Raw genomic sequence first — 23,965 nt, forward strand, 5'->3', positions numbered from 1 at the left:
GAGGCGCACTATAAAAGACTTATAAAATAATGTAAAAGAATATAGGGGAATATAATTAGGCTTGTCCATTATTTATGAGTGGATTCATTTATATATTTTTTGATTCTATTCATAGAAGTATTTTGAATATGTGATACTCTTCCATTATTGCTGTGTTTGTTGCACCATGATCAACATGGACAGCAAGCCTGCTATGTTGGGATCTGCGTAGGGACATCCTTTCAACACATGTTAGCGTAAGCTGACCGGACAACCGGAAGCCAGCACCTCATGAAAGAGGGGCTGGCTTTTTTATTTTTTACAAGACCAATGTGGGTGGCACCTGAATGAGTCAACTTCGAAACAATGCTGAGCTCGGTGATGAACTGGGGATCAGCCAGATCGTCACTAGCTTGCGCGAAGTCAGGTTAACTGCGTTGGAGCACCGCAACCGGCTGAACCGCCCTCCCAAGCTTCCTGCGCGCAAGGCGCTTGCGGGAGTCGTAGAGGGGTTGGGAGCCGCCTTATTTCCCAACCGCCTTGGTTTGCCGGACCTGCGGGAGGAGGGCATTGATTATTTCGTGGGGCATACGCTGGATGTGGCACTACGGGAACTGGTCGCTCAGGTGCGGCTGGAGTTGAGCTTCATCGCAGAGCTCGATCAGGTCGAGGACCTGAAAGTGCGCGCAACGGCCTTGGTGCGTGAGTTCGCTTCCCAGCTGCCCGCCATCCGGCATTTGCTCGACAGCGACATCCGCGCGGCTTATGAAGGTGATCCGGCAGCGCGCAGCGTAGACGAAGTGCTGGTGTGCTACCCAGGTATCAACGCTATCACCCACTACCGTATTGCTCATGTGCTTCACCAGTTGGGTGTGCCGTTGATTGCTCGCATGATCACTGAAATTGCCCATTCCGCCACAGGCATCGACATTCATCCCGGTGCCCAGATCGGTGAGGGGTTTTTTATTGACCACGGTACGGGCGTTGTCATCGGAGAGACCAGCATTATTGGCCGCCATGTACGCCTCTACCAGGCAGTCACGCTGGGCGCCAAGCGCTTTCCTGTAGATGCCGATGGCACCCTGGTGAAGGGGAATGCGCGCCACCCGATTGTCGAGGATGACGTCGTCATCTACGCCGGAGCCACGATCCTGGGCCGCATTACGATAGGTCGCGGCTCGGTGATCGGCGGCAATGTCTGGCTCACTTACAGTGTTCCACCCAATAGCAATATCACCCAGGCGCAGATGGGGGAAGGCGCGCCTGCAGGCCCGCGCAACGGCACTGTGACTCATCAGTAAAGCAATAGGCGGCATCTGGTCCGCCGCATCAATCGGTAATTTTAAAGGAGAGATTTTCATGTCAGACATTCATCAAGGGCAAACTGCCCTCGGCGACGTCGCGGCCCGCACGCTGGCGAATGCCACGAAAACCGTGCCCATGCTGGGTTCCATCACGCCGCGCTGGCTGGTGCACCTGTTGCAATGGGTACCGGTGGAGGCGGGTATCTACCGCGTCAACAAGGTCAAGGATAACCACCATGTCGAGGTGGATTGCTCCAACAAGGACGAACGCGAATTGCCCGCTACTTTCGTGGATTACGAAGAATGGGGCCGCGAGTATGTGCTGAATGCCGTGAATACCGTGGTGGATGTGCATACTCGCATTTCAGATCTCTACAGCAGTCCGCACAACCAGATCCGCGAGCAGTTGCGTTTGACCATCGAGACAGTGAAGGAGCGCCAGGAAAGCGAGCTGATCAACAACAAGGAATACGGCTTGCTGCACAACATTGCAGACGGGCAGAAAGTGAAGTCCCGCAGCGGCTCGCCCACGCCGGACGATTTCGATGAATTGATTTCCCGCGTGTGGAAGGAGCCAGCGTTCTTCCTCGCGCATCCGCAGGCGATTGCAGCCTTCGGCCGCGAGTGCACACGCCGCGGCGTGCCGCCGCCGACTGTCAGCCTGTTCGGTTCCCAGTTCATCACCTGGCGCGGCATCCCCATCATTCCGTGCGACAAGCTGCGGGTGACCAAGGGCAAGACCAACATCCTGCTGTTGCGTACCGGCGAAAGCCGCCAGGGCGTAGTGGGCCTGTACCAGCCCAACCTGCCAGGCCAGCAAAGCATGGGGTTGTCCGTCCGTTTCATGGGCATCAATCACAAGGCGATTGCTTCCTACCTGGTTTCCCTTTATTGCTCGCTGGCGGTATTGACCGAAGATGCGATTGCCGTGCTCGAGAATGTCGACGTAGGCAACTACTATGACTACAAGTAACATTCACGACCTGTCATCGTTTGAGCCCGAAGCCATCCTGGCAGCATTCCCGGGCGAGCATCCGCGCATGGCCGCGGCCATTGTGGTGGGGCGGGAGGCGCAGGCAAGCGGGCATCTGGATATTGACGAGCTGACCCGTATTGCCAATGAAATCTATGCCGAAGGTTTTCCGCATGGTGCGCCAGAACTTCCTTCCACGGCATCATTGACGGATTCCGCTGTGCCATATGCTGCCGGTAGCCCGGGAATAGGGGCACCCGTGCCGCCCGTCCCTTCCGCAGTGTCTGCATTGCCGGCGGGCGCGCCCGCTGCGGCCAATGTCGTTCCCGGTATTGAGCTTGCGCAGGTCACGCCCCCCAGCCTCGGGGTGTCGCCGTCCCGGCTACCGCCGGAATTCAGCCAGGAGCGGGTTGAGGCCGTTGGGCCTGCGCCTGCCTTCCCAGGGCTGGATATCAGCAGTTTGCTTGGCGGCGTGGATATCCCGTATCCAGTCGATCTGCAAGGTTTGCTGACTTTACCTGTCAATAGCCTGTACCCGCATGGCTCGGGAAATCCAGGCGCTGGCAATGCATCGCCTTACTATTTTGTCGCGGAGCGTCCCGGCATACCGGATGTAGCAGCTTCGGCCCATCCGCCGTTCGACGTCAGTCTGGTGCGCAAGGATTTTCCTATCCTGAGTGAGTTGGTGAACGGCAGGCCGTTGATCTGGCTGGATAACGCTGCGACGACACAGAAGCCGCAGGCGGTGATCGACCGCCTGTCCTATTTCTATCAGCACGAGAATTCCAATATCCATCGTGCAGCGCATGAGCTAGCGGCGCGTGCGACTGATGCCTATGAAGGCGCGCGTGAAACGGTACGCCGTTTCATCAATGCGCCTGCGGTGGAAAACATCGTGTTTGTGCGCGGCACGACCGAGGCCATCAACCTGGTGGCCAAGACCTGGGGCAGGAAGCATCTGGGCGAGGGCGACGAGGTGGTGGTGACCCACCTGGAGCACCATGCCAATATCGTGCCTTGGCAGCAGTTGTGCCAGGAGACCGGGGCCAAGCTCAAAGTGGTGCCGGTGGACGATACTGGACAGGTGCTGCTCGACGAATATCAGAAATTACTGACTTCGCGCACCAAGCTGGTTTCCTTCACCCAGGTTTCCAATGCTCTCGGCACCGTGACGCCGGCAAGGGAGATGATCGCCATGGCGCATGCCGTGGGTGCCAAGGTGCTGTTAGATGGCGCGCAATCAGTCTCGCACATGCGTACGGACGTGCAATCCCTGGATTGCGATTTCCTGGTATTCTCGGGCCACAAGATATTTGGCCCGACAGGCATCGGGGCGTTGTACGGCAAGGCTGAGGTGCTGGACGACATGCCCGCCTGGCAAGGTGGCGGCAATATGATCCAGGACGTCACTTTCGAGAAGACGGTATATCATGGCGCGCCTGCCAAGTTCGAGGCGGGAACCGGCAATATCGCCGATGCGGTGGGCATGGGAGCTGCGCTCGAGTACGTGGAGCGATTGGGTATAGAGAACATTGCGCGTTATGAGCACGAGCTGTTGGTCTATGCGACCGCCGCGCTGAACAAGGTGCCGGGGCTGCGCTTGATCGGCACCGCCCAGCACAAGGCCAGCGTGCTCTCGTTCAATCTGCAGGGCTACAAGAGTGAAGAGGTCGGGGCTGCATTGAATCAGGAAGGTATTGCGGTACGCTCTGGCCACCATTGCGCGCAACCGATACTGCGACGCTTCGGTGTGGAAGCCACGGTCAGGCCCTCCCTGGCTTTCTACAATACTTATGCCGAGGTGGATGTCTTGCAGGGGGTGCTGTCCAAACTGGCTTCCGCGAAACGCTGAACGTATCTCTGGGCGAGCTAACAAGGCCAGGAGCACTCCTGGCCTTGTCGTTTAACCAGCGGTTAAATCAGTTGGTCGCTATACTTTGGCGAGGGAAACCTCGGTCGCCTTGATCAGTGCCAGCACTTCCGTGCCGACCTGCAAATTCAATTCATTGACCGAGCGCGTGGTGATGACGGAGGTGACAATGCCGACTGGTGTCTCGACGTCAATTTCCGAGACGACGGGGCCTAGTACGATTTCCTTGACCCTGCCCCGGAACTGGTTGCGAACGTTAATTGCGTGAATGGCCATGGTAAAACTCCTTTGGCAGTATCAATAAATATGAAGCGCAGATTAATTTAGGAAGAGACGGTCTTGCCTGCGGGCATTGGCGTGAATGCCCTCGCTACACTCTCCCTCCGCGACATAGTCTGGATTCAGTTGCTTCAAGCGAGTACGCAATGCTGTTGGACCATTCGGCGTGTAGACAATCCGCACGCCGCGCTTGGCCGCGGTCTGCTTGATCTTGTGGGTGAAGGTGTGGCTGATCCAGTCGGTGACCAACACGATCAGGTCGGTATCGTGCGGAATGACTTTCTTGCCGTCGCCGACCTTGCGGCCCGACCAGTGGTTGATATGCGTGACACCGAAGTTGGATAGTTCTTGCTTGATGCCTTCAATCTGGTCGCCGCCTACAATTAACGCAGTACTCATGATGAGAGTCTCCTTTAGCTGCTGCCAGCGCCAAATTGTGCTCGGCGCTGACTGTTAATCAATGAATCGTCAATTTATTGCTGATAGATCTGGTCGAAGGTGCCGCCATCGGCAAAGTGCGTTTTCTGCGCCTTCTGCCAGCCGCCAAACGCCTGGTCTATGGTGACCAGGCTGAGCTTGGGAAAGAACTTTTCATACTTCTTGGCGACACTCTCAAGACGCGGGCGGTAGTAGTTCTTTGCGGCGATTTCTTGACCCTCCTCGCTGTACAGATGCTGCAGATAGGCTTCCGCCACCTTGCGGGTGCCGCGCTTGTCGACCACCTTGTCCACTACCGAGACGGATGGTTCGGCCAGGATGGACAGCGACGGTGCGACGATCTCGAACTTGTCTGGGCCTAGTTCCTTTTGTGCCAGGAAGGCTTCGTTTTCCCACGCCAGCAGGACATCACCAATTCCACGTTCCACGAAGGTGGTTGTTGAGCCACGGGCGCCGGAATCCAGCACCGGGACATTCTTGAGAATCTTGCCGATGAATTCGCGGGTCTTGGATTCATCATTGTTGAACTTCTTCTGGCCGTAAGCCCATGCCGCCAGGTAGTTCCAGCGCGCGCCGCCGGAAGTTTTGGGGTTGGGGGTAATCACCTTGATGCCAGGCTTGGCGAGGTCGTCCCAATCCTTGATGTTCTTGGGGTTGCCCTTGCGTACCAGGAACACGATGGTGGAGGTATAAGGGGAGCTGTTGTCAGGCAGGCGCTTGATCCAGTCCTTGGGAATCAGCTTGGCTTTTTCTTGCAGCGCATCGACATCATAGGCAAGCGCGAGCGTGACCACATCGGCCTGCAGGCCGTCGATGACGGCGCGGGCTTGCTTGCCTGATCCGCCGTGAGAGGTCTTGATGGTTACCTTGTCGCCTGTTTTTTCTTTCCAGTATTTTGCGAATACGTTGTTGTATTCTTGGTAAAGCTCGCGTGTCGGGTCATAGGATACATTCAGCAGGGTGATATCGGCCGCCAACGCAGAGAGTGAGCTGCCCAATGCCGTGATGGTAATCAGGCCGGCAAGGCGGGGAAGAAAACGTTTCATGCAAAATCCTTTGGTTATTGGCTTTATTTAGTGGTTAACAGCATTTTGCAAGGCTGGCTTGGGTTTTGTGGCCTCATTGTTGAAGCGGATTTTTTCACGACGCTCGATCTGGGTGACGCGGCTATCGTGAACGGTGATTTCGATGGAGCCAAAGCGCAACAGGTCGATGGAACGCAGGATTTCCTGGATCACCTCGTCGCTGGCTTTCAATTTTGGTGCTTGTGACATACGCTTGCCTTTGGCAGTGTTCAATGAATGGAGGAACTGTAGCAAGGTTATTAAATAGTTAAAAATAATTTGTTTTTATAATTTTATCGTTTTTTTGAATATGTGTTTGGGGTGTAAAAAAAACCGAGAAGCTTATGGCATCTCGGTTGACACGGAGCTATACAGAGCAAGGCGGCTAGAAGGCGCTGACCGTCAGCTCGACATAGAAGAAGTTGGAAGTGTCCTTGCGGTCGCCAATATTGCCTTTCACATACTCGCCGCCCTTGAAATATGCATAACCGATATTGGCCGCTACATGCTTGTGCAAGGGGAATCGCACACGGATATCATATTCTTCGCCTAAGTCGCGCCCATAGCGGCCTAAACGGTCTCTGCTGATGCTGCTGGCACCCCAGCGGTCCGTCGCACTGTCCAGTTTGTACCAGCTATAGCCGGTATCAATATTCACGCCGGTGAAGGGACTGAATTCGGCGCGTATCTTGGTGGCATTGACATTTTCCATCTGGATGTAATCGTTGCTGGACCAGGGGCGCGCAAACCCGAACAGGCGGTCGAACCTTTCCATGGTCCCCGTGCTGGAGCTTTTGTCGCCGCTGGCAACACCGTAATTGATACTGAAGCGCGGTTTCCAGGCAAGGTCGGCGGTGTAGCCGAATTCTGTAATGTGGGAATATGCCTTGTGGTCGCTTGCTCCATCCTCACCCCATTGGCGGTAATAGCTGATGTCGTAATCAAGGCCGGTCTTGCCGATGAGGCCATAGCCGCGCAGGCCTGCCGTGTGGATCTCGCGGTCATTGGCATTGTTGACTCTGGTGCCGGAGGAATTGTATTTCACCTCATCTCCATTTTGCTTCAGGTAAAAATACGATGGCGATAGCGTCACAACGTCCGACCATTTGCGCCAGTCGAATACCGCGCCATAGAACCATTGACCCTTGTCCCTTTGATTGAGTTGCTCGGTGAAGCGCACGATAGGCTGCAGTGCGAACAGGTCCAGCTCCCAGTCGTTCTTATGTTGACCGAAAGTGGCGCGTACGCCCTGGAATGTGTTCGTGGTGTTGCGCCACTCGTTACGGGCGATCAGACGGCGGTCCAGCTGCTCGAAGGCCATGCGACCGGCCTTGATGCTGATGGGGCGGTCATTGCCCAGGTCATCCTGGCCCAGGCCGTCCTTGAAAAACAGCTCGCCATAGAACTGAATCGGTTCTGCCAAGTCGACATCGCGGTTATCGCGGGTGAAATGGCTATGGTTCCTTCTCGCATCCTCAATTTCCATGGTGAATCGGAAGGGATCGAACTTGTTGCGTACGGCTAGGTAAACGCGCGAGCGCAGCAGGAATGGCTCGTCTCTCACATTGATGCTGCGGCGGAAATCGTTTTCCCGATTTTCATAGCGGAAGCGGTAATCGGCACCTATGTCCAGCCAGTCTATATCCGTATAATCCTTGAGCCAGGTTTGGTTAATCGGCTTGGTAAACTTGGGAGGCTCGGATTCGCGTGTCGTGCCATAAGCGCGTGGTGCTACCCAGTAGCCTTTTTCCGCTTTTTTCGCACGTGCAGCTTCTGCGGCAATTTCCGCTTGGCGCGCCTTGATGCGTGCGCCTTGATCGAGATCCTGGGCGGATTCTTCGGTGGCATGAGCCAGCCCTGCTGCCGTTAGCGTGATGCTTCCAGCAATGAGTAGCCGGATAAGCCTGTTGTTCTTGATCAAAATACTTCTCCCTGATTGTGCTGCTTCCGGTTGACTGGCAAGCCAACCTGGTTAACCGATGAGGATGATTGCGACCGCTGGAATACAGCGGGCGTTAAGCGCGTTTACGTATTACGGCAAAGCGCTGGGGCACAGTCTTGCTTCTACACTAAAGCGACTGCCTGTTCACGGAAAGGCATGGTGCGAGTGTCTGGGCTGATATCAACATGAGACAGAAAACCTTCAGATTGCATTCATAAAGCAAGGCTGTAATGTAGCAATGCGTTTTAATAATTAAAAATACTTTTTTAGTCTATTGTTATATTTATTTTTAATATTCGAGCTTGGTTTTGCCACAATATATCTGCTCGCCCTGCGGTATGATTGAGATGGCGTGCCATGACGAACAGCAAGTCTGACAGGCGGTTCAGGTATGGCAAGGCGGCATCGCTGGTCACTTGCTCGCGATGCAGGGATAGCAGCACCCGTTCCGCACGTCGGCATATGGTGCGAGCTTGGTGGCATAATGCAGCAGCGCGCGTGCCGCCGGGAAGAATGAACTCCTTGAGCGGCTCAAGGTCGGCGTTCAGCTTGTCCAGTGTTTGTTCCAGTGCTGCGACGCGGCTTGTTTGCAACCGCTGGTACCCGGGGATGGAAATTTCGCTGCCCAGGTCGAACAGGTCATGCTGAATCTGCGTCAATGATTGGGTGATTTGTTCAGGCAATGTTTCCGCCAATAAAACGCCGAGTGCGGCATTGAGCTCATCCACGCAGCCCATGGCCTCCACACGCGGGCTGTCCTTCTCAATGCGCGAGCCGTCACCGAGGCCGGTAGTCCCATTGTCGCCCGTGCGTGTGTATATTTTGCTTAAGCGGTTGCCCATGCCCTATTCTCCTGATGATGATATCAGCCAAATTGTAAGACAATCTGCATGCTGGCTTGTGGCTGTATGCTTGGGTAAACTCCCGGGGTTCATTTCTTTTGTCGATTGCGGCTTATACATCCATGCATTCTCTTGAAAGCACCAGCATGACTCCTGCCATTGGTGTGTTCGACTCTGGCGTGGGAGGCTTGTCTGTGCTGCGGCATATCCAGCAGCAGCTTCCCCACGAGCACCTGCTTTATGTTGCCGACTCCCTGAATGCGCCATATGGTCCCAAGCCGCAAGCCTTCATTATTGAGCGCTCGCGGAACATTGCCCAATTCCTGATCGAATCCGGAGCCAAGGCCATTGTCGTTGCGTGCAATACGGCGACAGCGGCAGCAATCCGCATTCTCAGGAATGAGCTCGATATTCCTGTCATCGGAATGGAGCCCGCAGTCAAGCCTGCGGCGGCGGCAACCCGCAGCGGCGTGGTCGGTGTGCTTGCGACGACCGGAACATTGAAAAGCGCCCAGTTTGCTGCCTTGCTTGAGCATTACGGCAAACATATCAAGGTGGTGGCCCAGGCGTGCGTGGGACTTGTAGAGTGCATAGAGCGAGGTGAGTTGGATACTCCATCAACCCGGGCTTTGGTTGCTGGATATGTGGCGCCACTGATGGAGGAGGGAGCCGATACAATAGTGCTGGGCTGCACCCATTATCCTTTTATCAAGCCACTGATCGCGGATATTGCCGGGCCGGATGTCGTGCTCATCGATACGGGGGCGGCAGTGGCGAGACAAGTTGGCCATCGATTGGAGGAAGCCGGGCTGCTGACCGCTTCTCGGGCGCCGGGTAGCGTCAAGGCCTGGACCAACAGCGCCGCAGGTAATGCGCAACAGCTGATCCGCTTGCTGCATGCTGGACATATTGATGTCGAGGTATTCAATGGATAGTCAGCTGACTTGCAGGAAGCGTTGCAGACAGGGTTGACCCTGTCGTGGAAACAATCAAGCCGGACTTGTCCGGCTTGATTGTTCAATGGTGTGCGACGGTTTCGCCAGCTTTCAGTCTGTACTTGGTGCCGCAGTAGGGACAAGCAACATGACCCGTTGCAGCTACATCGAGAAAAATGCGTGGGTGCGAACACCACAGTGCCACGTCATCGGTGGGACAATGCAGAGGAAGCTCTTTCGCCGTGACTTCGATTTCCTTGCGATCAGTTGCCATATGTAGTGTCCTCCTGCTCTCGTACTGTGTTATACCAGTGTCAGCCAGTCGATATGCTCGGGAGAGCGGCCATGCACCACGTCGAAATACTTGGATTGCAGCTTTTCCGTGATGGGGCCGCGTGTCCCGGTGCCAATGGCGCGATTGTCCAGTTCGCGGATCGGGGTGACTTCGGCGGCGGTGCCTGTGAAGAATGCCTCGTCTGCGGAATAGACCTCATCACGGGTAATGCGTTTTTCGATGATCTGGTAGCCGAATTCCGTAGCAAGCTGGACGACGGTGTCGCGGGTAATGCCTTCGAGCGCACTGGTAAGGTCTGGCGTGTAGATCTTGTTGTTGCGGATGATGAAGATGTTTTCACCCGAGCCTTCGGCGACGAAACCATCGACATCCAGCAGCAGGGCTTCGTCATAGCCATCCTGAACGGCTTCCTGGTGGGCCAGGATAGAGTTCATGTAGTTGCCGTTGGCTTTTGCCTTGCACATATGGATATTGACATGGTGCCGGGCAAAGGAGGAGGTCTTGACACGGATACCATGCTTGATCGCATCATCTCCCATATAGGCACCCCATTTCCATGCCGCCACGATCACATGGGTGGAAAGCGTCTTGGCGGAAATGCCCATGGCTTCGGCGCCATAGAACGCCATGGGGCGCATATAGCCCGACTCGAGATTGTTCTCGCGGATGGCAGCTTTCTGCGCTTCCAGTAGAGTGGCTTTGTCATATGGCAGTTTCATGCCCAGGATATGAGCTGATCGGAATAGACGGTCGGTGTGATCCTGCAGGCGGAAAATCGCAGTGCCCTTGTCCGTTTTATAGGCGCGAACACCTTCGAAAACACCCATGCCGTAGTGCAGTGTATGGGTCAATACATGTGTAGTGGCATCACGCCACGGCACCATTTTTCCGTCATACCAAATCAGACCATCGCGGTCGGCCATCGACATCTTTGCTTCTCCGTTACCAAGTGCTGTCAAAAGCTGCCATTGTACGCGCAAGGCCTTGTATTTGAATAGCTGGTTTTCTCAAATTGTTCATCGGCAATGTCGCGGCCAGTGGTGTTCATATCTGGTAATGAAACCAATAATATGGAGCCTAAATAACTTGAGTAAAATGCTCGGATATTAACCACTTTCATATTATGGTTAATAGGATTAGAATGGTTCACGTGGTATCCGTTTTATAGTGAATAATAAAAGTGAGAGATATGATGAAACTGAAGCGAAGTGTGCTGTTGGCTTGTGCGTTGATGGTTCCGGCTACTGCAATGGCTGAGGCCGGGGACTGGGTGATCCGTGCGCGCGCGGTAAATATTAGCCCGAATGAAAGTAGCCGTTTGGGAGATCATACCAATGCCTTATTGGGCGTTGGCGCTGGCTCCAAGCTGGAAGTCAACGATCAGGTGATCCCGGAATTGGATATTTCTTACTATGTGACCAAGAACATTGCGCTGGAGTTGATCCTCGCCTTGGGTACTCGTCATGATGTGAGCATCAAGGGTGCCAATGGGGTTGCGAGCGAAAATCTTGGTTCAGTGAACCTGCTGCCGCCGACATTGACAGTGCAATGGCATTTCCGTCCCGACCAGACAGTTGATCCATATGTCGGTGCAGGTATCAACTATACGCGTTTTATGGATAACGGCCTCCATTCCAGTCAGGTGGGAGATATCCGTGTAGAGCGCAACAGCTGGGCTCCTGCGTTTCAAGCCGGTTTCGATATCAATCTCAAGGATGGCTGGTTGCTCAACGCTGACGTCAAGTATCTTTGGATCGATACCGACGTCAAGCTCAAGGACGGCCCCAAGATCGATAGCTTGGACATCAACCCCTGGGTCATCGGCTTTGGTTTTGGTAAGCGCTTCTAATTGCTCATCAACCGCAATCTGCGGTTTGGCATAAATCGCCTGGTGGCCGATAATCTTGGTTTGGATTGTCGGCTGCAGGTGAGCATATGTTGAGATGGCTGTGGATGTTCCTGGTTTTTTCCTTGGTTGCATGCGGTCCGGGGAAGCAGGAGCTGGAACTGTACGGTACTGATATCAGCGACAGGGAGCTGGAAGGAGCTTTCACCCTGACTGACCACCTGGGGCAGGTGAGGCACCTGGAAGATTTCAAGGGCAAGGTAGTGGTGGTGTTTTTCGGTTATACGCATTGCCCGGACGTTTGCCCTACAACCATGCTTTCCATGGCGAATGCCATGAAGCTGATGGGAGACAAGGCGCAAGAAGTCCAGGTGTTATTTATCAGTGTGGATCCTGAACGTGATACGCCGGAGGTGCTGGCGCAGTATGTTCCATTTTTTGATGCGCGGTTCATTGGATTGAATGGGACGCCAGAGCAGTTGAAGCAGGCTGCAAGAAATTACAAGGTGGTATACGCCAAGCGGTCGGTGGAAGGTGGTGATGCCTATACGGTCGATCACAGCGCCGGGATATATGTGGTTGATCGCAAGGGTCGGGTTCGTGCTTATTTGCGGCATGACGCAACGCCGGAACAACTGGTACATGATATTACCCAATTTTTTTAGGGTTTTTCTTGTCCATGAGCTTGGATAAAGAATATAATTTTGGGATTTTTAAAATTCGACTTTTTTGAGGAGTGCGACCATGGCAACGGCAAGCATTGCGTCTGCTGGTGTTGGTGCTAGCGAACAATATAACTACGATATTATTCGCAAGTTCGCCATCATGACCTTGATCTGGGGAGCGATTGGGATGTTCGTCGGCGTATATATCGCCTCTGAGCTGGCCTTTCCGTTCCTTAATTTCGATAGCCCGTACATTACATTCGGGCGTTTGCGCCCGGTGCATACCAGTGGCGTGATCTTCGGTTTCGGTGGCAGTGCCCTGTTTGCAACTTCTTACTATGTTGTACAGCGTACCTGTCAGGCTCGCTTGTTCGGCGGAGAGGGGTTGGCCAATTTCACCTTCTGGGGCTGGCAGGCAGCAGTTGCACTCTCTGCATTGGGTTATATGTTTGGCTATACCCAGGCACGTGAGTATGCCGAGATGACGTGGCCGGTTGACTTGCTGATCCTCTTCGTCTGGGTGGCTTATCTGAGCATTTATGTGGGGACTTTGCTCAAACGCAAGCAGCCACATATCTACGTCGCCAATTGGTTCTACCTTGCCTTCATTCTGGCAACCGCATTGCTGCATATCTTCAATAATCTGCAAGTGCCAGTGAAGCTGTTCTCCCTGGAATCCTACAGTCTGTTCGCCGGCACCCAGGATGCGATGACGCAATGGTGGTACGGCCACAATGCAGTGGGCTTCTTCCTGACCGCGGCCTTCCTCGGCATGATGTACTACTTCGTACCTAAGCAAGCCGGCCGTCCTGTCTACTCCTACCGACTGTCCATCCTGCACTTCTGGGCGATTATCTTCCTGTACATGTGGGCCGGTGCGCACCACTTGCACTGGACTGCATTGCCTGACTGGACCGGCACGCTGGCCGCCACCTTCTCCATCATGCTGTTGCTGCCATCCTGGGGCGGCATGATCAACGGCATCATGACCTTGTCTGGTGCCTGGGACAAACTGCGTACCGATCCGGTGATTCGCTTCCTGATCGTCGCATTGTCCTTCTACGGTATGTCCACTTTTGAAGGCCCAATGATGTCCCTGAAGGATGTGAATGCGCTGTCGCACTATACGGACTGGACCGTAGGTCATGTTCACTCCGGTGCGCTGGGCTGGGTTGCCATGATTACCTTCGGCAGTATGTATCACCTGGTGCCACGCATCTGGAACACGCAGATGTACAGCCTGCGCCTGATCAATGTCCACTTCTGGTTGGCGACGATCGGGGTGTTGCTCTACATCACCGCCATGTGGATCTCGGGCATCATGCAAGGCTTGATGTGGCGTGCGTTCGATGATTTCGGCAACCTTCAGTATTCCTTCGTCGAGTCTGTTGCTGCTGCGCATCCGTTCTATGTCATGCGCGCCGCTGGCGGGGCATTCTTCCTCGCGGGCATGATTCTCATGTGCTACAACATGTACAAGACCATTCGCCAAGGCAGTACAGAGGCCCATGCCGGTCTCAATGTGGCAACGGCCTGAACGGGCGCTTGATTGTTAGACGAGTTACTGTACTGGAGTTATTCATGAAGCATGACAAAATTGAGCGCAACCTGGGCATATTGCTGGTGTTCACCATGCTGGCCATCAGCGCGGGCGGCATGGTTGAAATTATTCCCCTGTTTTTCATTGAAGAAACAGTGGAGAAGGTGGATGGCGTCCGGCCTTACACGCCACTTGAGCAACGTGGGCGGGATATTTATGTCAGAGAAGGTTGCTATCTCTGTCATTCGCAGATGATTCGTCCATTCCGCGATGAGGCATTGCGCTATGGCCATTACTCGCTGGCTGCAGAATCCAAGTACGATCACCCGTTCCAATGGGGTTCCAAGCGTACAGGTCCTGATTTGGCACGTGTGGGCGGCAAGTATTCCAATAGTTGGCATACTCAGCACTTGATTGCTCCCCGTTCCTTGGTGCCTGAATCAGTGATGCCGAATTATCCTTGGCTGGCGACGACTGAACTTCAATATGATGATATTCAGGATCGGATGCGCGCCCTGCGTCGTGTCGGCGTGCCGTACTCAAACAGTCAGGCCGAGTATGAGCGCAATGTAGAGGAGTTCGGTGAAGAGATAGCCGATCAATTACATATTCCCAATGCAAAAGAGAGTTTAGTGGAGCAGGCTAAATCTGGTAATTACGATACGGATCCAAGCAATATCACTGAAATGGATGCATTGGTGGCCTATTTGCAGGTGCTGGGCACCATGGTGGATTTCAAGAAATATGATGACGATTATTTTGTCAAATTCCGCTAAGGAGTAAAGATGATGGAATGGTTGCTTTGGTTCACCCGTTTTGAAAACACTAAGCCTTTATCTTTGTTGATTTTCTTTCTCGTGTTCTGCGGCATCCTGTTCTATGTCTTCGGAAGCAAAAAGCGCGGCGAAAGGCTGGAAAGCCACAAGCATATTCCGTTGCAAGATGACGAAATCTAGTTAGGAAAGCATTATATGAGTCAGGATAAGGCTACGACGACACCAAAAACTACGGGCCATAGCTGGGATGGTATCGAGGAATATACCAACCCGTTACCCACCTGGTGGATATGGGGGTTTTACATTACATTCATCTTTACAGTGGTCTACTGGCTGCTGTATCCCGCCTGGCCGATTGGCGACAAGTTCACCAAAGGTGTTCCTGGTTTGCACACCATTACCTATACCGCGACGACGGCGGATGGCAAAGAGGTGGAAAAAACAACCCATTGGAACATGCGTGCCAAATACATGCGGGAAATGAATGAACACCAGGCCGCGCAGAAACAGTGGTTCGACAAAGTGGCTGCGATGCCGTTCGAGGATGTGGCCAAGGACGCGGAGTTGATGCAATTCGTGAATTCCGCTGGCAAGACCCTGTTTTCTGACAACTGCGCTGCTTGTCACCAAGCCGGCGGTCAAGGCAAGATCGGTATGGCGCCGAACCTGACTGATGACCATTGGCAGTTCGGCGGTACTTATGAGCAGATCCACGCAAGCATCGAAGGAGGGCGCAATGGCATCATGCCGCCCTTCAAGAATTCTTTGCAAGATGACCAGATCACCCAGCTTGCGCATTATGTGCTGAGTTTGTCTGGGGAGCCGCATGATTCATCATTGGCTGAGCAAGGTAAAACCCTATTCAATGGCGCGGGCATCTGCTTTACCTGTCACGGACCTGATGCCAAGGGTAATACGGCCATGGGCTCTGCTGATCTGACCGATAAGATATGGCTTTGGGCAGATGTTGTCGGCAAGACAGGGCAGGAGGCCAAGGTTGCGGAAGTCAAGCGCATCATTGCAAACGGTATGAATACTGGTGTGATGCCAGCTTGGGAAGGTCGCTTAAAGCCAGAACAAATCAAGCTCCTGACGGTCTATGTACATGACACACTGGGCGGCGGTCATTAAATCGCATGATGCTGAATAAAGGCTCACGGTGACGTGGGCCTTTATTGCTAGCGTAGCTCATTTTTAGAGGGGTGGTGTATTACCAGCGTTATGGAAGCAACTAGTTCGGCCAGCACTACTAAGAAATCCCCGCTTCTAAACCGGCAAATCCCGATTGTTACCCGTTCGGTAAAAGGCAAATTCCGCAATTTCAAGACTGCGGTGATGGTGATTGCCTATTCCGTCTATTTTCTATTGCCATGGCTTCCATGGGAACGCAATAGCGCTGCGAGCCAGGCGATACTCTTTGACTTGGAGTCGCGCCGCTTTTTCATCTTCAATCTGATCGTCTATCCTCAGGATATTTTCTGGCTGGCCATGTTGCTGTTCATAGCAGCTGCCCTGCTGTTTTTCACTACGGGCCTGATTGGCCGTGCCTGGTGCGGCTATTTCTGTTTCCAGACCCTGTGGACTGACCTTTTTATCATGATTGAGCGCCTGATCCAGGGGGAGCGGCCGGCACGCCTGAGGTTGCTCAAGCAGCCCTGGAATGCTGAGAAGATCATCAAGGTTGGAGGGTCACATGCCCTGATGGTGCTGGTCTCATTCTGGACTGCAGTGACGTTTGCCTGCTATTTTACCTATGCGCCGGATTTCGTACCCCGGCTGTTCAGCGGTACAGCAGCAGAGGCAGGATATATCACGGTCGTCGTGCTGACCATCACGACGTATGTGGCCGCGGGTTTGTCTCGCGAGCACATTTGCACGCTTGCTTGCCCATATGCCAGGTTCCAGGGAGTCATGTACGAGCCGGATACCTTGACTGTTGCCTATGATGTGAGGCGAGGCGAGGGCACGGCTGGCCGCAAGGCGCCAGTCAAGGGATTGCGTACGCGTGAGGAGCGCCAGGCGGCAGGGCATGGAGATTGTATCGATTGCGGTTACTGTGTCCAGGTTTGCCCGACGGGGATCGATATCCGGGACGGCCTGCAGTACCAGTGTATTTCCTGTGGGCTGTGCATCGATGCGTGCAATACGATCATGGACTCGATCGGTTCTCCCCGTGGCTTGATCCGCTATGATTCAGAACAGAACATTGCAAGTCCCTCTCCTCATCAGCCGCGTCTGGAGTGGAAACGTCCCAAGGTGTTGGGTTATGCCTCAGCGCTGATGGTGGCGACCGTGATATTGTGCTACAACATCGGTACTCGCAATGACACCGAGGCCAGTGTACAGCAGATCAGGCAGCCCCTGTTTGTCATGCTGTCTGATGGCAGTGTACGCAACCGCTATCAGATCAGTATCGCTAATAAGACAGAACATGAGCAGCGCTATGAGTTGAAAGTGCAGGGAATACCAACCGACGCTCTGGATCTCGGCAATATTCCAGAAATCAGGGTGCGCGCTGGCAAGAGCCTGAGCCTGAATGCCAAGGTCGATCTTTCCAGTGATCTCGCGCGCAATACCAAGGAATTCTCATTTGTCATCATCCCTACCATCGCAGATGCCGAGCCTGTCGTGGTGAAAGCCAATTTCAACAGTCATTGACACATGCTTAAGCTGATTCCTGCGTTATCTATTGCTGAAACCTTGTTTGGCGGCCTCCTTTTCGCCGTTGGGTTGTATTTCTTACTGCGTGCCGTCAGGATCGCTAATTTCTGGGCCGCTGTCCTGAGCGGTGCCATACCTTTCATTCTGTATATCATCTACAGTACGCAGCATTGGGCCGGCGGCGATGTGCTTGCCATTCACTTCGTGGTATTCCTTGCCAATGCGGGTCTGCTCGGCGTGTTCGGCAGCATGAGGCGGAAGAAGCAATCCATGCACTGGGGACCCAAGGTCATCATCGGGTTTTTCATCTTCCTGGCGATTTCCAACGCGATCCTGCTTTCTATTGCCGGACGCGGCCTGCCACATGGCCTGGCATCTTTTTTCCTCCCCGTTCCTGAGAATGGGCGCGTGCATACGGCTTTTCCCGGTGTCATGCCGCATGACCGCAACAAGAGCTATCAACCGCACCTGGAGCAGTTGCAACAGCAACAAGCCTTGGGGTGGCAGCTCAAGCTGCTGGGTATCGATGAGCTGAGCCCCGGCGTTTCGCAGCGCATTGCAGCCCGTATCCTGGACGGCCAAGGCCAGGCCATCACCCAGGCCGAGGTGACGCTCAATTTCTGGCGTATGGCAAACAGCCGCGATGACAAGGTTTATTCCCTGAAGGAGCAGGCTGTAGGGGAGTATGCTGCCGATGTCATTCTGCCTGACTCGGGGCGATGGGTTGCCGAGGTTCTGGTGAAGCAGGGCGACAAGCGTTATCGCAAGCAGGAGTCGCTGTTTATCGGTGATGACTAATCTGCAGGCAATCGGGGTGTCCTGCTACCACTGTGGGCTGCCGGTGCCCTCCGGCAGCGAGTTTTATGCTGCTATCCTCGGGCAGCGCCGCCGCATGTGCTGTCACGGCTGTCAGGCCGTGGCGGAGTCGATCGTCGATAATGGGCTGGAGGATTATTACCAGCACCGTACCGAACTACCCCAGACCGCCGAAGAACTGGTGCCGGAAGAGCTGCGTCAGCTTGAGTTGTATGACCATCCTGAAGTGCAGAAAAGCTTTGTGCACGATGAATCGGGAGATCTGCTGGAAGCTTCCCTGATTCTTGAAGGCATCACCTGTGCAGCCTGCATCTGGCTCAATGAGCGTCACTTGCAGCAGCTCAATGGCGTGGTGTCCGCTTCCATCAATTACTCTTCTCACCGTGCACGCGTCAGGTGGGACGACAGTAAGATCCGTCTGAGCCAGATACTGGCGGAGATCCGCAGATTGGGCTATCACGCTCATCCCTTCAGCGCTCAGCAACAGGAAGCCGTACGTGAGCAGCGTCGGCGGCAGGATTTCAGGGGGCTGGCGATTGCAGGGCTTTCGGCCGCCCAGGTGATGATGGTGGCTGTGGCGTTTTATGCCGGCCCGGAGCAGGGGCTTGAGCCGGCTACCGAGCAACTGCTGCGCTGGTTCAGCCTGGTCATCACTGTCCCTGCCATGATCTACTCGGCCTGGCCTTTCTATCAGGCCGCCTGGCGCAGCATTGTCAATCGCAGGGTCGGCATGGATGTGCCTATCAGCCTGGGCTTGATTACCGGATTCATCGGCAGTGTCTGGGTGACATTCCAGGGCCAGGGCACCGTGTATTACGACACGCTGACCATGCTCATTTTCTTTCTGCTTGCCACACGTTATCTGGAGCGCCATGCGCGCGAGAAGTCAGTAGAAGCGGCAGAAAATCTACACCGCCTGATTCCCCCGATGGCGACCAGGCTGGATGCCAATCAGCAACCGCAGATAGTGCCGCTGCATGCATTACAGGCAGGCGATACCTTGCTGGTGAAGCCTGGAGAGGCAATTGCAGGGGATGGTGTCGTGATTCAAGGACAAAGCCAAGTGGACGAAGCGCTGCTGACGGGTGAAAGTCGACCAGTCGCCAAGCTGCCAGGCGCATATGTCTATGCCGGCAGCGTCAATTATGAAAGTCCTTTGCAAGTCAGGGTGACCGGACTCGGAGAGCAGACTGTCATTGCGGGAATCGCGCGCCTGTTGGACCGGGCTCAGGCAGAGAAACCTCGTCTGGCCAGGATCGCCGACCATGTGGCCATGTATTTCACTTCCATTCTGCTGGTTGCCGTGGTGCTGATCGGTGCCGCCTGGTGGTGGATTGCGCCAGAACGTTGCTTTGAAATCGTGCTGTCGGTGCTGGTGGTGAGCTGCCCGTGCGCATTGTCGCTGGCAGCGCCAGCGGCATTTGCAGCTGCGGGCTCGCACTTGGTCGGCCGGGGCGTATTGCTGACGCGCGGTCATGCCCTGGAAACCCTTGCCAGGGTCACACATGTGGTATTCGACAAGACTGGTACACTGACCATGGGACGCCCGCGAATAACAGCGACCATCCCTTATCATGGGTACCAGGCAGGCACAGTGCTGCGTATTGCCGCAAGCCTGGAGCAAGCCTCAGAACATCCGCTGGCGCGCAGTTTCATGGATATGGTCCCAGCAGGCGAGCGAGCCGGTGGGGTGGATATCCGCAATCATCCAGGCAAGGGTATCAGTGGCGAAGTGGACGGCGAGCGTTATTTTATCGGCAATATGGCGCTCAACCCCCAGCTCGCCTATCCCGAGGTGGCAGGCGTGGAACCCGGGAGCAGCGTCGTATGGCTCAGTAATGCGCAGCAGGTGGTGGCAGCTTTTGTATTGGCTGACACAATGCGCCCCGGTGTGATTGAACTGATTGACCAGCTCAAGAGCCGCAATATAACAGTTTCGATATTGAGCGGGGATACGGCTTCCAGCGTGCAGCATTTTGCCTCGATAGCCGGGATAGGTGACTGGCGGGCAGCGCTGACTCCAGAAGGTAAGTTGACTGCGTTACGTGAAATGCAGCAGCGCGGAGAGGTGGTTGCCATGGTAGGGGACGGCATTAATGATGCTCCTGTGCTGGCCGGGGCACAGGTTTCGTTTGCGATGGGGAGCGGCACGCAAATGGCCCGGGCATCAGGGGACATCGTGCTGCTGGGCGAGAACTTGCTGGAAATTGATCATGCCATTACGACAGGGCGTTTCACTGTCAGCATCGTGCGTCAGAATTTCACCTGGGCCTTGGTCTACAATGCATTGGCACTGCCATTTGCCGCTGCCGGGCTGATTGCGCCGTGGATGGCAGCGATCGGTATGTCAGTAAGCTCCTTGATCGTCATCCTCAATGCCTTGCGGCTGCGATAACGCAAGACTTGTCTTTTTATATCCCCAATCGATTTCTGCGCGAAAGTGATGTGTTCTCTTGTAATACGAAGAATGCTTCTTGTTGGTATTTTTCTTTATAAAATCATTAAAAATCAATTATTTACAAATAAATTTTCTGTTCATTTCGAAATGGATCAGGTATGATGCATGCAACTGGATACATCCTGTTGGAGGGACTATGAAAGGCGATAAAAACATCATTGATATTTTGAACGGGCTGCTGGCAGGGGAACTGACAGCCGTTGATCAATACCTGCTGCATGGCGAAATGTATGCAGATTTTGGCTTGGGTCAATTGGCGCAGAAAACCTTGCACGAATCTGACCATGAACGCCAGCATGCACGCGCCATCATTCAGCGCATCCTTTTCCTGGAAGGAGAGCCTGACCTCGAAAAGCGGCATCCCTTGACGACCGGGAAAACTGTGCCTGAAATGCTGAAATCGGATCTGGCGCTGGAGTACAAGGTGGTTCGAGACCTCAAGGCAGCGATGGCGCAATGTGAAAAGGCTGGTGATTATGTGACCCGGGACATGCTGCTGCTGCAACTCGACGATACCGAAATGGATCATGCCTATTGGCTAGAGAAGCAATTGCGCCTGATTGACATGGTGGGTCTGGAAAATTACCTGCAAAGCCAGATGAGTTCTGAGCCTGCCGTTTGATGAGGAGTCTGTGATGAAAGGTGATAAACGAGTTATCGATATCCTGAACAAGGTGTTGAAGAATGAGCTGACTTCGATCAATCAATATTTCTTGCATGCCCGCATGTTTCGCAACTGGGGACTGGAGAAGCTCAATGACTACCAATACAAGCAATCCATCCGCGTCATGAAGGAGGCGGATAAGCTAATCGAGCGTATCCTGTTCTTGGACGGCCTGCCCAACCTGCAGAATCTGGGTAAGCTGCTGATCGGTGAAAATGTGGTGGAATGTCTCCAGGGCGACCTCAAGTACGAAAGGGAAATACACCGCCCATTGCTGGTGGAGGCGATCGCATTGTGCGAAGAGTTACAGGATTATGTCAGCCGCGATCTGCTGGAAGAACTGCTGGAAAACAGTGAGGCCGCGATTGATTGGCTGGAAACACAGCACAGCCTGATTGCGGATGTGACTCTGCCCAACTATCTGCAAGCCCATATGGAGGCAGCAGACTAAGCTGGCTTTTACCCAGGAAAAACCGCAGCTTTGCCTGCGGTTTTTTGTTGCATTTATTCGGCAAATTTTCTTGACAAGACAGTGAGTTAAAACGATAATAATTATCGTTTGTTAACGCATGTTGATTCAGCAAGAGAAAGCTGCCGATAGATTTATGTACGTATGTGTGTGTCGAGCTATTACTGATCGCCAAATTCTCCAGGCGGCGCGCGCAGGAGCCAGTAGTCTCAAGGATTTGAGGCGTGACCTGGGCGTGGCTACAGAATGTGGCCAATGCGCCAGTTGCGCGAAGCAGTGTTTGCGTGAAGCGCATCAGGATAGCGATATTGCCATGCCGATCAGTTTCGCCTGATCAAGTCAGCATGCTATGTGACCGGCAGGCTGGCACATTGGCCAGCCTGTGCCGGATTCCTTGTTGATGGAATCTTCCTACAGCAGGTGGTCCAGAAGATCTGGCCCGAATACTTCCCGCTTGATATGGCTTGCCGCCACCCCTGCTTGCAATAACTGCTCGCGTTGTGCTTGCATAAAGCCTAGTGGGCCACACAGGTAGATATCGGCATGATGCAGGACCGCCGGCCATAAGTCAGTGATATCCATGCGTCCTTGATACACTCCCCCTATGCTGCCATGTGCACCTTCCAGGCTTTCATAGAATAAAGCCGTTTGCAGATTGGTCATACGATACCTGGCCTCTTGCAGATCCAGGCTATGGCTTTGCCATGCAGGGCTGCGAGCCGCATGCGCGAAGAAGACTGGGCGCTGCGGGGCGAGGTCGCGCACTGAATTCAACATGGACAGCATGGGGGTGATGCCGATTCCAGCTGAGATAAGCAGCAATGGCTGGTCGCTGATGACGGGATCCAGAACAAAGTCGCCAAATGCCGGTGTGGCGTGAATTAAGTCGCCGACCTTGACCTCGTCATGCAGCCAGTTGGAAAGCAGGCCCTCCGGTTTTTCTGCTTCCTGCTCGCGCTTCACCGAGATACGCCACCACGGAGCCGTGCTTGAGTCCGAGAGGCTGTATTGCCTGAGCTGGCGCCTTTTGTTTTGCTCGAATTGCATCTCTACGCTGATGTATTGGCCTGGCAGAAAATCTCCGGGTTTACGCCCGTCTGGGTGCTGCAGGTAAAACGAGACTATGTGTTCCGACTCAAATACCTTGCGCGCGACCTTGAGCGTCATCAGGGCGCCAGCCGTGCTGGCTGTGCTGGCATATAACGACTTTTCCTCCTCGATCAGGAGATTGGCCAATGACCAATAGGCCTCGCCCCATGCAGCCAGCAGCTCATCGGTGGCGGCCTCTCCCAATACTTGCTTGATGGCGCCGATCAGGTATTGGCCTACGATGGGGTAGTGTTCTGGTTTGATGCCGACGGCAGCATGCTTGTGGACGATGCGTTTGACGACGGGCGCCAGCGCTGCGGGATTGTCGATGTTGGCGGCATACGCGAATACGGCTGCAGCCAAGGACTGCTGCTGGATGCCGTTGGCCTGGTTGCCCATATTGAACAGGTTCTTGAGCTCAGGATGGGCGCTGAGCATATTGTGATAGAAGGTTTGTGTGATTTTCAGGCCGTGCTCTCTCAGTACGGGAACACTAGCTTCAATATAGGGACGGGCTGTGGCAGAAAGCATATCGGCTCCTTATGTTGTATTTAATAGGAAACAATTAATCCAGAAAAACAGAGGGGCAGTTCCATACGGGCATATATCAATGCACTCCTGTCAAATGACTTTGATGGAGCTTGAGGATGATATGGGCTGTGCGATTGCGGATTACATCCTGCAACGTATAAGTATCCATGTAGTCGTAGAATGCATTCAGCCCCAGGTCCAGTGCATGCTTGAGTCCGCACTGTCCTGCCAGAGGGCAGGGCGGTTCCTGGCAGTTCACTAGAGAAGCGCTGCCTTCCAGCACCCGGATGACATGGCCGAGATGCAATGAGGCAGGATCGGTGCCCAGCCGCAGGCCGCCGTTAGGGCCGCGCGTGGTCTGGATCCAGCCCGTCTTGTTGAGGAAAGTGACGACCTTGATCAGGTGGTTGCGCGGTATATTGAACTGTGTGGCGATTTCGCTGATGGTGATGGGTTTGTTGCGCTCATGCTGGGACACATACATCAGTACCCGTAAGCCAAGATCGGTAAATTTGGTGAGCTGCATATT

General features: G+C 54.1%; 26 protein-coding genes. 16 read left to right on the top strand and 10 right to left on the bottom strand.

Annotated features, from left to right (window positions below; translation table 11 throughout):
* Positions 1–326: 326 nt before the first annotated feature.
* The 3 genes from epsC to MFLA_RS03155 are packed head-to-tail and all read left to right on the top strand — an operon-like array spanning position 327 to position 4,108.
* Complete coding sequence (gene epsC / locus MFLA_RS03145) at positions 327–1,280, top strand: serine O-acetyltransferase EpsC (protein ID WP_011478982.1); 954 nt, start codon at positions 327–329, stop codon at positions 1,278–1,280.
* Positions 1,281–1,338: 58 nt separating this feature from the next.
* Positions 1,339–2,256: a family 2A encapsulin nanocompartment shell protein gene (locus MFLA_RS03150; protein WP_011478983.1), complete on the top strand. Its 918-nt coding sequence runs from the start codon at positions 1,339–1,341 to the stop codon at positions 2,254–2,256.
* Positions 2,243–4,108: a family 2A encapsulin nanocompartment cargo protein cysteine desulfurase gene (locus MFLA_RS03155; protein ID WP_011478984.1), complete on the top strand. Its 1,866-nt coding sequence runs from the start codon at positions 2,243–2,245 to the stop codon at positions 4,106–4,108. The genes MFLA_RS03150 and MFLA_RS03155 overlap by 14 nt, the downstream gene beginning before the upstream one ends.
* A gap of 78 nt (positions 4,109–4,186) precedes the next feature.
* Here the strand turns inward: MFLA_RS03155 and MFLA_RS03160 are convergent, their stop codons facing one another.
* From MFLA_RS03160 to MFLA_RS03185, 6 genes are all read right to left on the bottom strand, one after another.
* Positions 4,187–4,402: a TOBE domain-containing protein gene (locus MFLA_RS03160; protein WP_011478985.1), complete on the bottom strand. Its 216-nt coding sequence runs from the start codon at positions 4,400–4,402 to the stop codon at positions 4,187–4,189.
* A gap of 42 nt (positions 4,403–4,444) precedes the next feature.
* Positions 4,445–4,804 (bottom strand): DUF2325 domain-containing protein, encoded by a 360-nt coding sequence (locus tag MFLA_RS03165; protein WP_011478986.1) that lies wholly within the window; start codon positions 4,802–4,804, stop codon positions 4,445–4,447.
* A 74-nt stretch (positions 4,805–4,878) separates the two neighbouring features.
* Positions 4,879–5,889 (bottom strand): sulfate ABC transporter substrate-binding protein, encoded by a 1,011-nt coding sequence (locus tag MFLA_RS03170; protein WP_011478987.1) that lies wholly within the window; start codon positions 5,887–5,889, stop codon positions 4,879–4,881.
* Between the two features lie 27 nt (positions 5,890–5,916).
* Positions 5,917–6,117 (bottom strand): YezD family protein, encoded by a 201-nt coding sequence (locus MFLA_RS03175; RefSeq protein WP_011478988.1) that lies wholly within the window; start codon positions 6,115–6,117, stop codon positions 5,917–5,919.
* Positions 6,118–6,292: 175 nt separating this feature from the next.
* Positions 6,293–7,828, bottom strand: coding sequence for an alginate export family protein (locus MFLA_RS03180; RefSeq protein WP_011478989.1), 1,536 nt, complete (start codon positions 7,826–7,828; stop codon positions 6,293–6,295).
* A 287-nt stretch (positions 7,829–8,115) separates the two neighbouring features.
* The gene (locus MFLA_RS03185; RefSeq protein WP_011478990.1) at positions 8,116–8,691 is read right to left on the bottom strand and encodes a cob(I)yrinic acid a,c-diamide adenosyltransferase; all 576 of its coding nucleotides are present in this window, start codon (positions 8,689–8,691) and stop codon (positions 8,116–8,118) included.
* 146 nt (positions 8,692–8,837) lie between these two features.
* Between MFLA_RS03185 and murI the strand changes: the two genes are divergently transcribed.
* A complete protein-coding gene (murI, locus tag MFLA_RS03190; protein WP_048811532.1) occupies positions 8,838–9,626 on the top strand; it encodes a glutamate racemase in 789 nt (262 codons plus the stop codon).
* Between the two features lie 82 nt (positions 9,627–9,708).
* Here the strand turns inward: murI and MFLA_RS14305 are convergent, their stop codons facing one another.
* On the bottom strand, positions 9,709–9,900 hold the full coding sequence (locus tag MFLA_RS14305; RefSeq protein WP_011478992.1) for a zinc-finger domain-containing protein: 192 nt from the start codon (positions 9,898–9,900) through the stop codon (positions 9,709–9,711).
* A 29-nt stretch (positions 9,901–9,929) separates the two neighbouring features.
* The gene (locus MFLA_RS03200) at positions 9,930–10,850 is read right to left on the bottom strand and encodes a branched-chain amino acid transaminase (RefSeq protein WP_011478993.1); all 921 of its coding nucleotides are present in this window, start codon (positions 10,848–10,850) and stop codon (positions 9,930–9,932) included.
* 260 nt (positions 10,851–11,110) lie between these two features.
* On the opposite strand from MFLA_RS03200, the gene MFLA_RS03205 reads away from it, so the two are divergent.
* The 12 genes from MFLA_RS03205 (at position 11,111) to MFLA_RS03255 (ending at position 22,150) form a co-directional block, all read left to right on the top strand.
* Positions 11,111–11,770, top strand: coding sequence for an OmpW/AlkL family protein (locus MFLA_RS03205; protein ID WP_011478994.1), 660 nt, complete (start codon positions 11,111–11,113; stop codon positions 11,768–11,770).
* A gap of 86 nt (positions 11,771–11,856) precedes the next feature.
* Positions 11,857–12,432: an SCO family protein gene (locus tag MFLA_RS03210; protein ID WP_011478995.1), complete on the top strand. Its 576-nt coding sequence runs from the start codon at positions 11,857–11,859 to the stop codon at positions 12,430–12,432.
* Between the two features lie 79 nt (positions 12,433–12,511).
* Positions 12,512–13,969 (top strand): cytochrome-c oxidase, cbb3-type subunit I, encoded by a 1,458-nt coding sequence (gene ccoN, locus MFLA_RS03215; protein ID WP_011478996.1) that lies wholly within the window; start codon positions 12,512–12,514, stop codon positions 13,967–13,969.
* 44 nt (positions 13,970–14,013) lie between these two features.
* Positions 14,014–14,748: a cytochrome-c oxidase, cbb3-type subunit II gene (gene ccoO, locus MFLA_RS03220; protein ID WP_011478997.1), complete on the top strand. Its 735-nt coding sequence runs from the start codon at positions 14,014–14,016 to the stop codon at positions 14,746–14,748.
* A gap of 12 nt (positions 14,749–14,760) precedes the next feature.
* Entirely contained in the window at positions 14,761–14,928 is a 168-nt protein-coding gene (locus tag MFLA_RS14310; protein WP_195742136.1) for a cbb3-type cytochrome c oxidase subunit 3, read from the top strand.
* A 15-nt stretch (positions 14,929–14,943) separates the two neighbouring features.
* Positions 14,944–15,879: a cytochrome-c oxidase, cbb3-type subunit III gene (ccoP, locus tag MFLA_RS03225; protein WP_011478999.1), complete on the top strand. Its 936-nt coding sequence runs from the start codon at positions 14,944–14,946 to the stop codon at positions 15,877–15,879.
* 90 nt (positions 15,880–15,969) lie between these two features.
* Complete coding sequence (gene ccoG, locus MFLA_RS03230) at positions 15,970–17,406, top strand: cytochrome c oxidase accessory protein CcoG (protein ID WP_011479000.1); 1,437 nt, start codon at positions 15,970–15,972, stop codon at positions 17,404–17,406.
* Positions 17,407–17,409: 3 nt separating this feature from the next.
* The gene (locus MFLA_RS03235; protein ID WP_011479001.1) at positions 17,410–18,207 is read left to right on the top strand and encodes a FixH family protein; all 798 of its coding nucleotides are present in this window, start codon (positions 17,410–17,412) and stop codon (positions 18,205–18,207) included.
* Entirely contained in the window at positions 18,200–20,620 is a 2,421-nt protein-coding gene (locus MFLA_RS03240) for a heavy metal translocating P-type ATPase (protein WP_011479002.1), read from the top strand. The genes MFLA_RS03235 and MFLA_RS03240 overlap by 8 nt, the downstream gene beginning before the upstream one ends.
* Before the next feature lie 199 nt (positions 20,621–20,819).
* Positions 20,820–21,305 (top strand): bacterioferritin, encoded by a 486-nt coding sequence (gene bfr / locus MFLA_RS03245; protein WP_011479003.1) that lies wholly within the window; start codon positions 20,820–20,822, stop codon positions 21,303–21,305.
* 13 nt (positions 21,306–21,318) lie between these two features.
* Positions 21,319–21,798 (top strand): bacterioferritin, encoded by a 480-nt coding sequence (gene bfr / locus MFLA_RS03250; RefSeq protein WP_011479004.1) that lies wholly within the window; start codon positions 21,319–21,321, stop codon positions 21,796–21,798.
* A gap of 154 nt (positions 21,799–21,952) precedes the next feature.
* Complete coding sequence (locus MFLA_RS03255) at positions 21,953–22,150, top strand: (2Fe-2S)-binding protein (RefSeq protein WP_048811831.1); 198 nt, start codon at positions 21,953–21,955, stop codon at positions 22,148–22,150.
* 77 nt (positions 22,151–22,227) lie between these two features.
* On the opposite strand, the gene hmpA is transcribed toward MFLA_RS03255, so the two are convergent.
* Both hmpA and MFLA_RS03265 read right to left on the bottom strand, forming a co-directional pair.
* The gene (gene hmpA / locus MFLA_RS03260) at positions 22,228–23,436 is read right to left on the bottom strand and encodes an NO-inducible flavohemoprotein (RefSeq protein WP_011479006.1); all 1,209 of its coding nucleotides are present in this window, start codon (positions 23,434–23,436) and stop codon (positions 22,228–22,230) included.
* A 76-nt stretch (positions 23,437–23,512) separates the two neighbouring features.
* On the bottom strand, positions 23,513–23,962 hold the full coding sequence (locus MFLA_RS03265) for an RrF2 family transcriptional regulator (protein ID WP_011479007.1): 450 nt from the start codon (positions 23,960–23,962) through the stop codon (positions 23,513–23,515).
* Positions 23,963–23,965: the final 3 nt, after the last annotated feature.

It is taken from the genome of Methylobacillus flagellatus KT (assembly GCF_000013705.1).
Classification (GTDB): Bacteria; Pseudomonadota; Gammaproteobacteria; order Burkholderiales; family Methylophilaceae; genus Methylobacillus; species Methylobacillus flagellatus.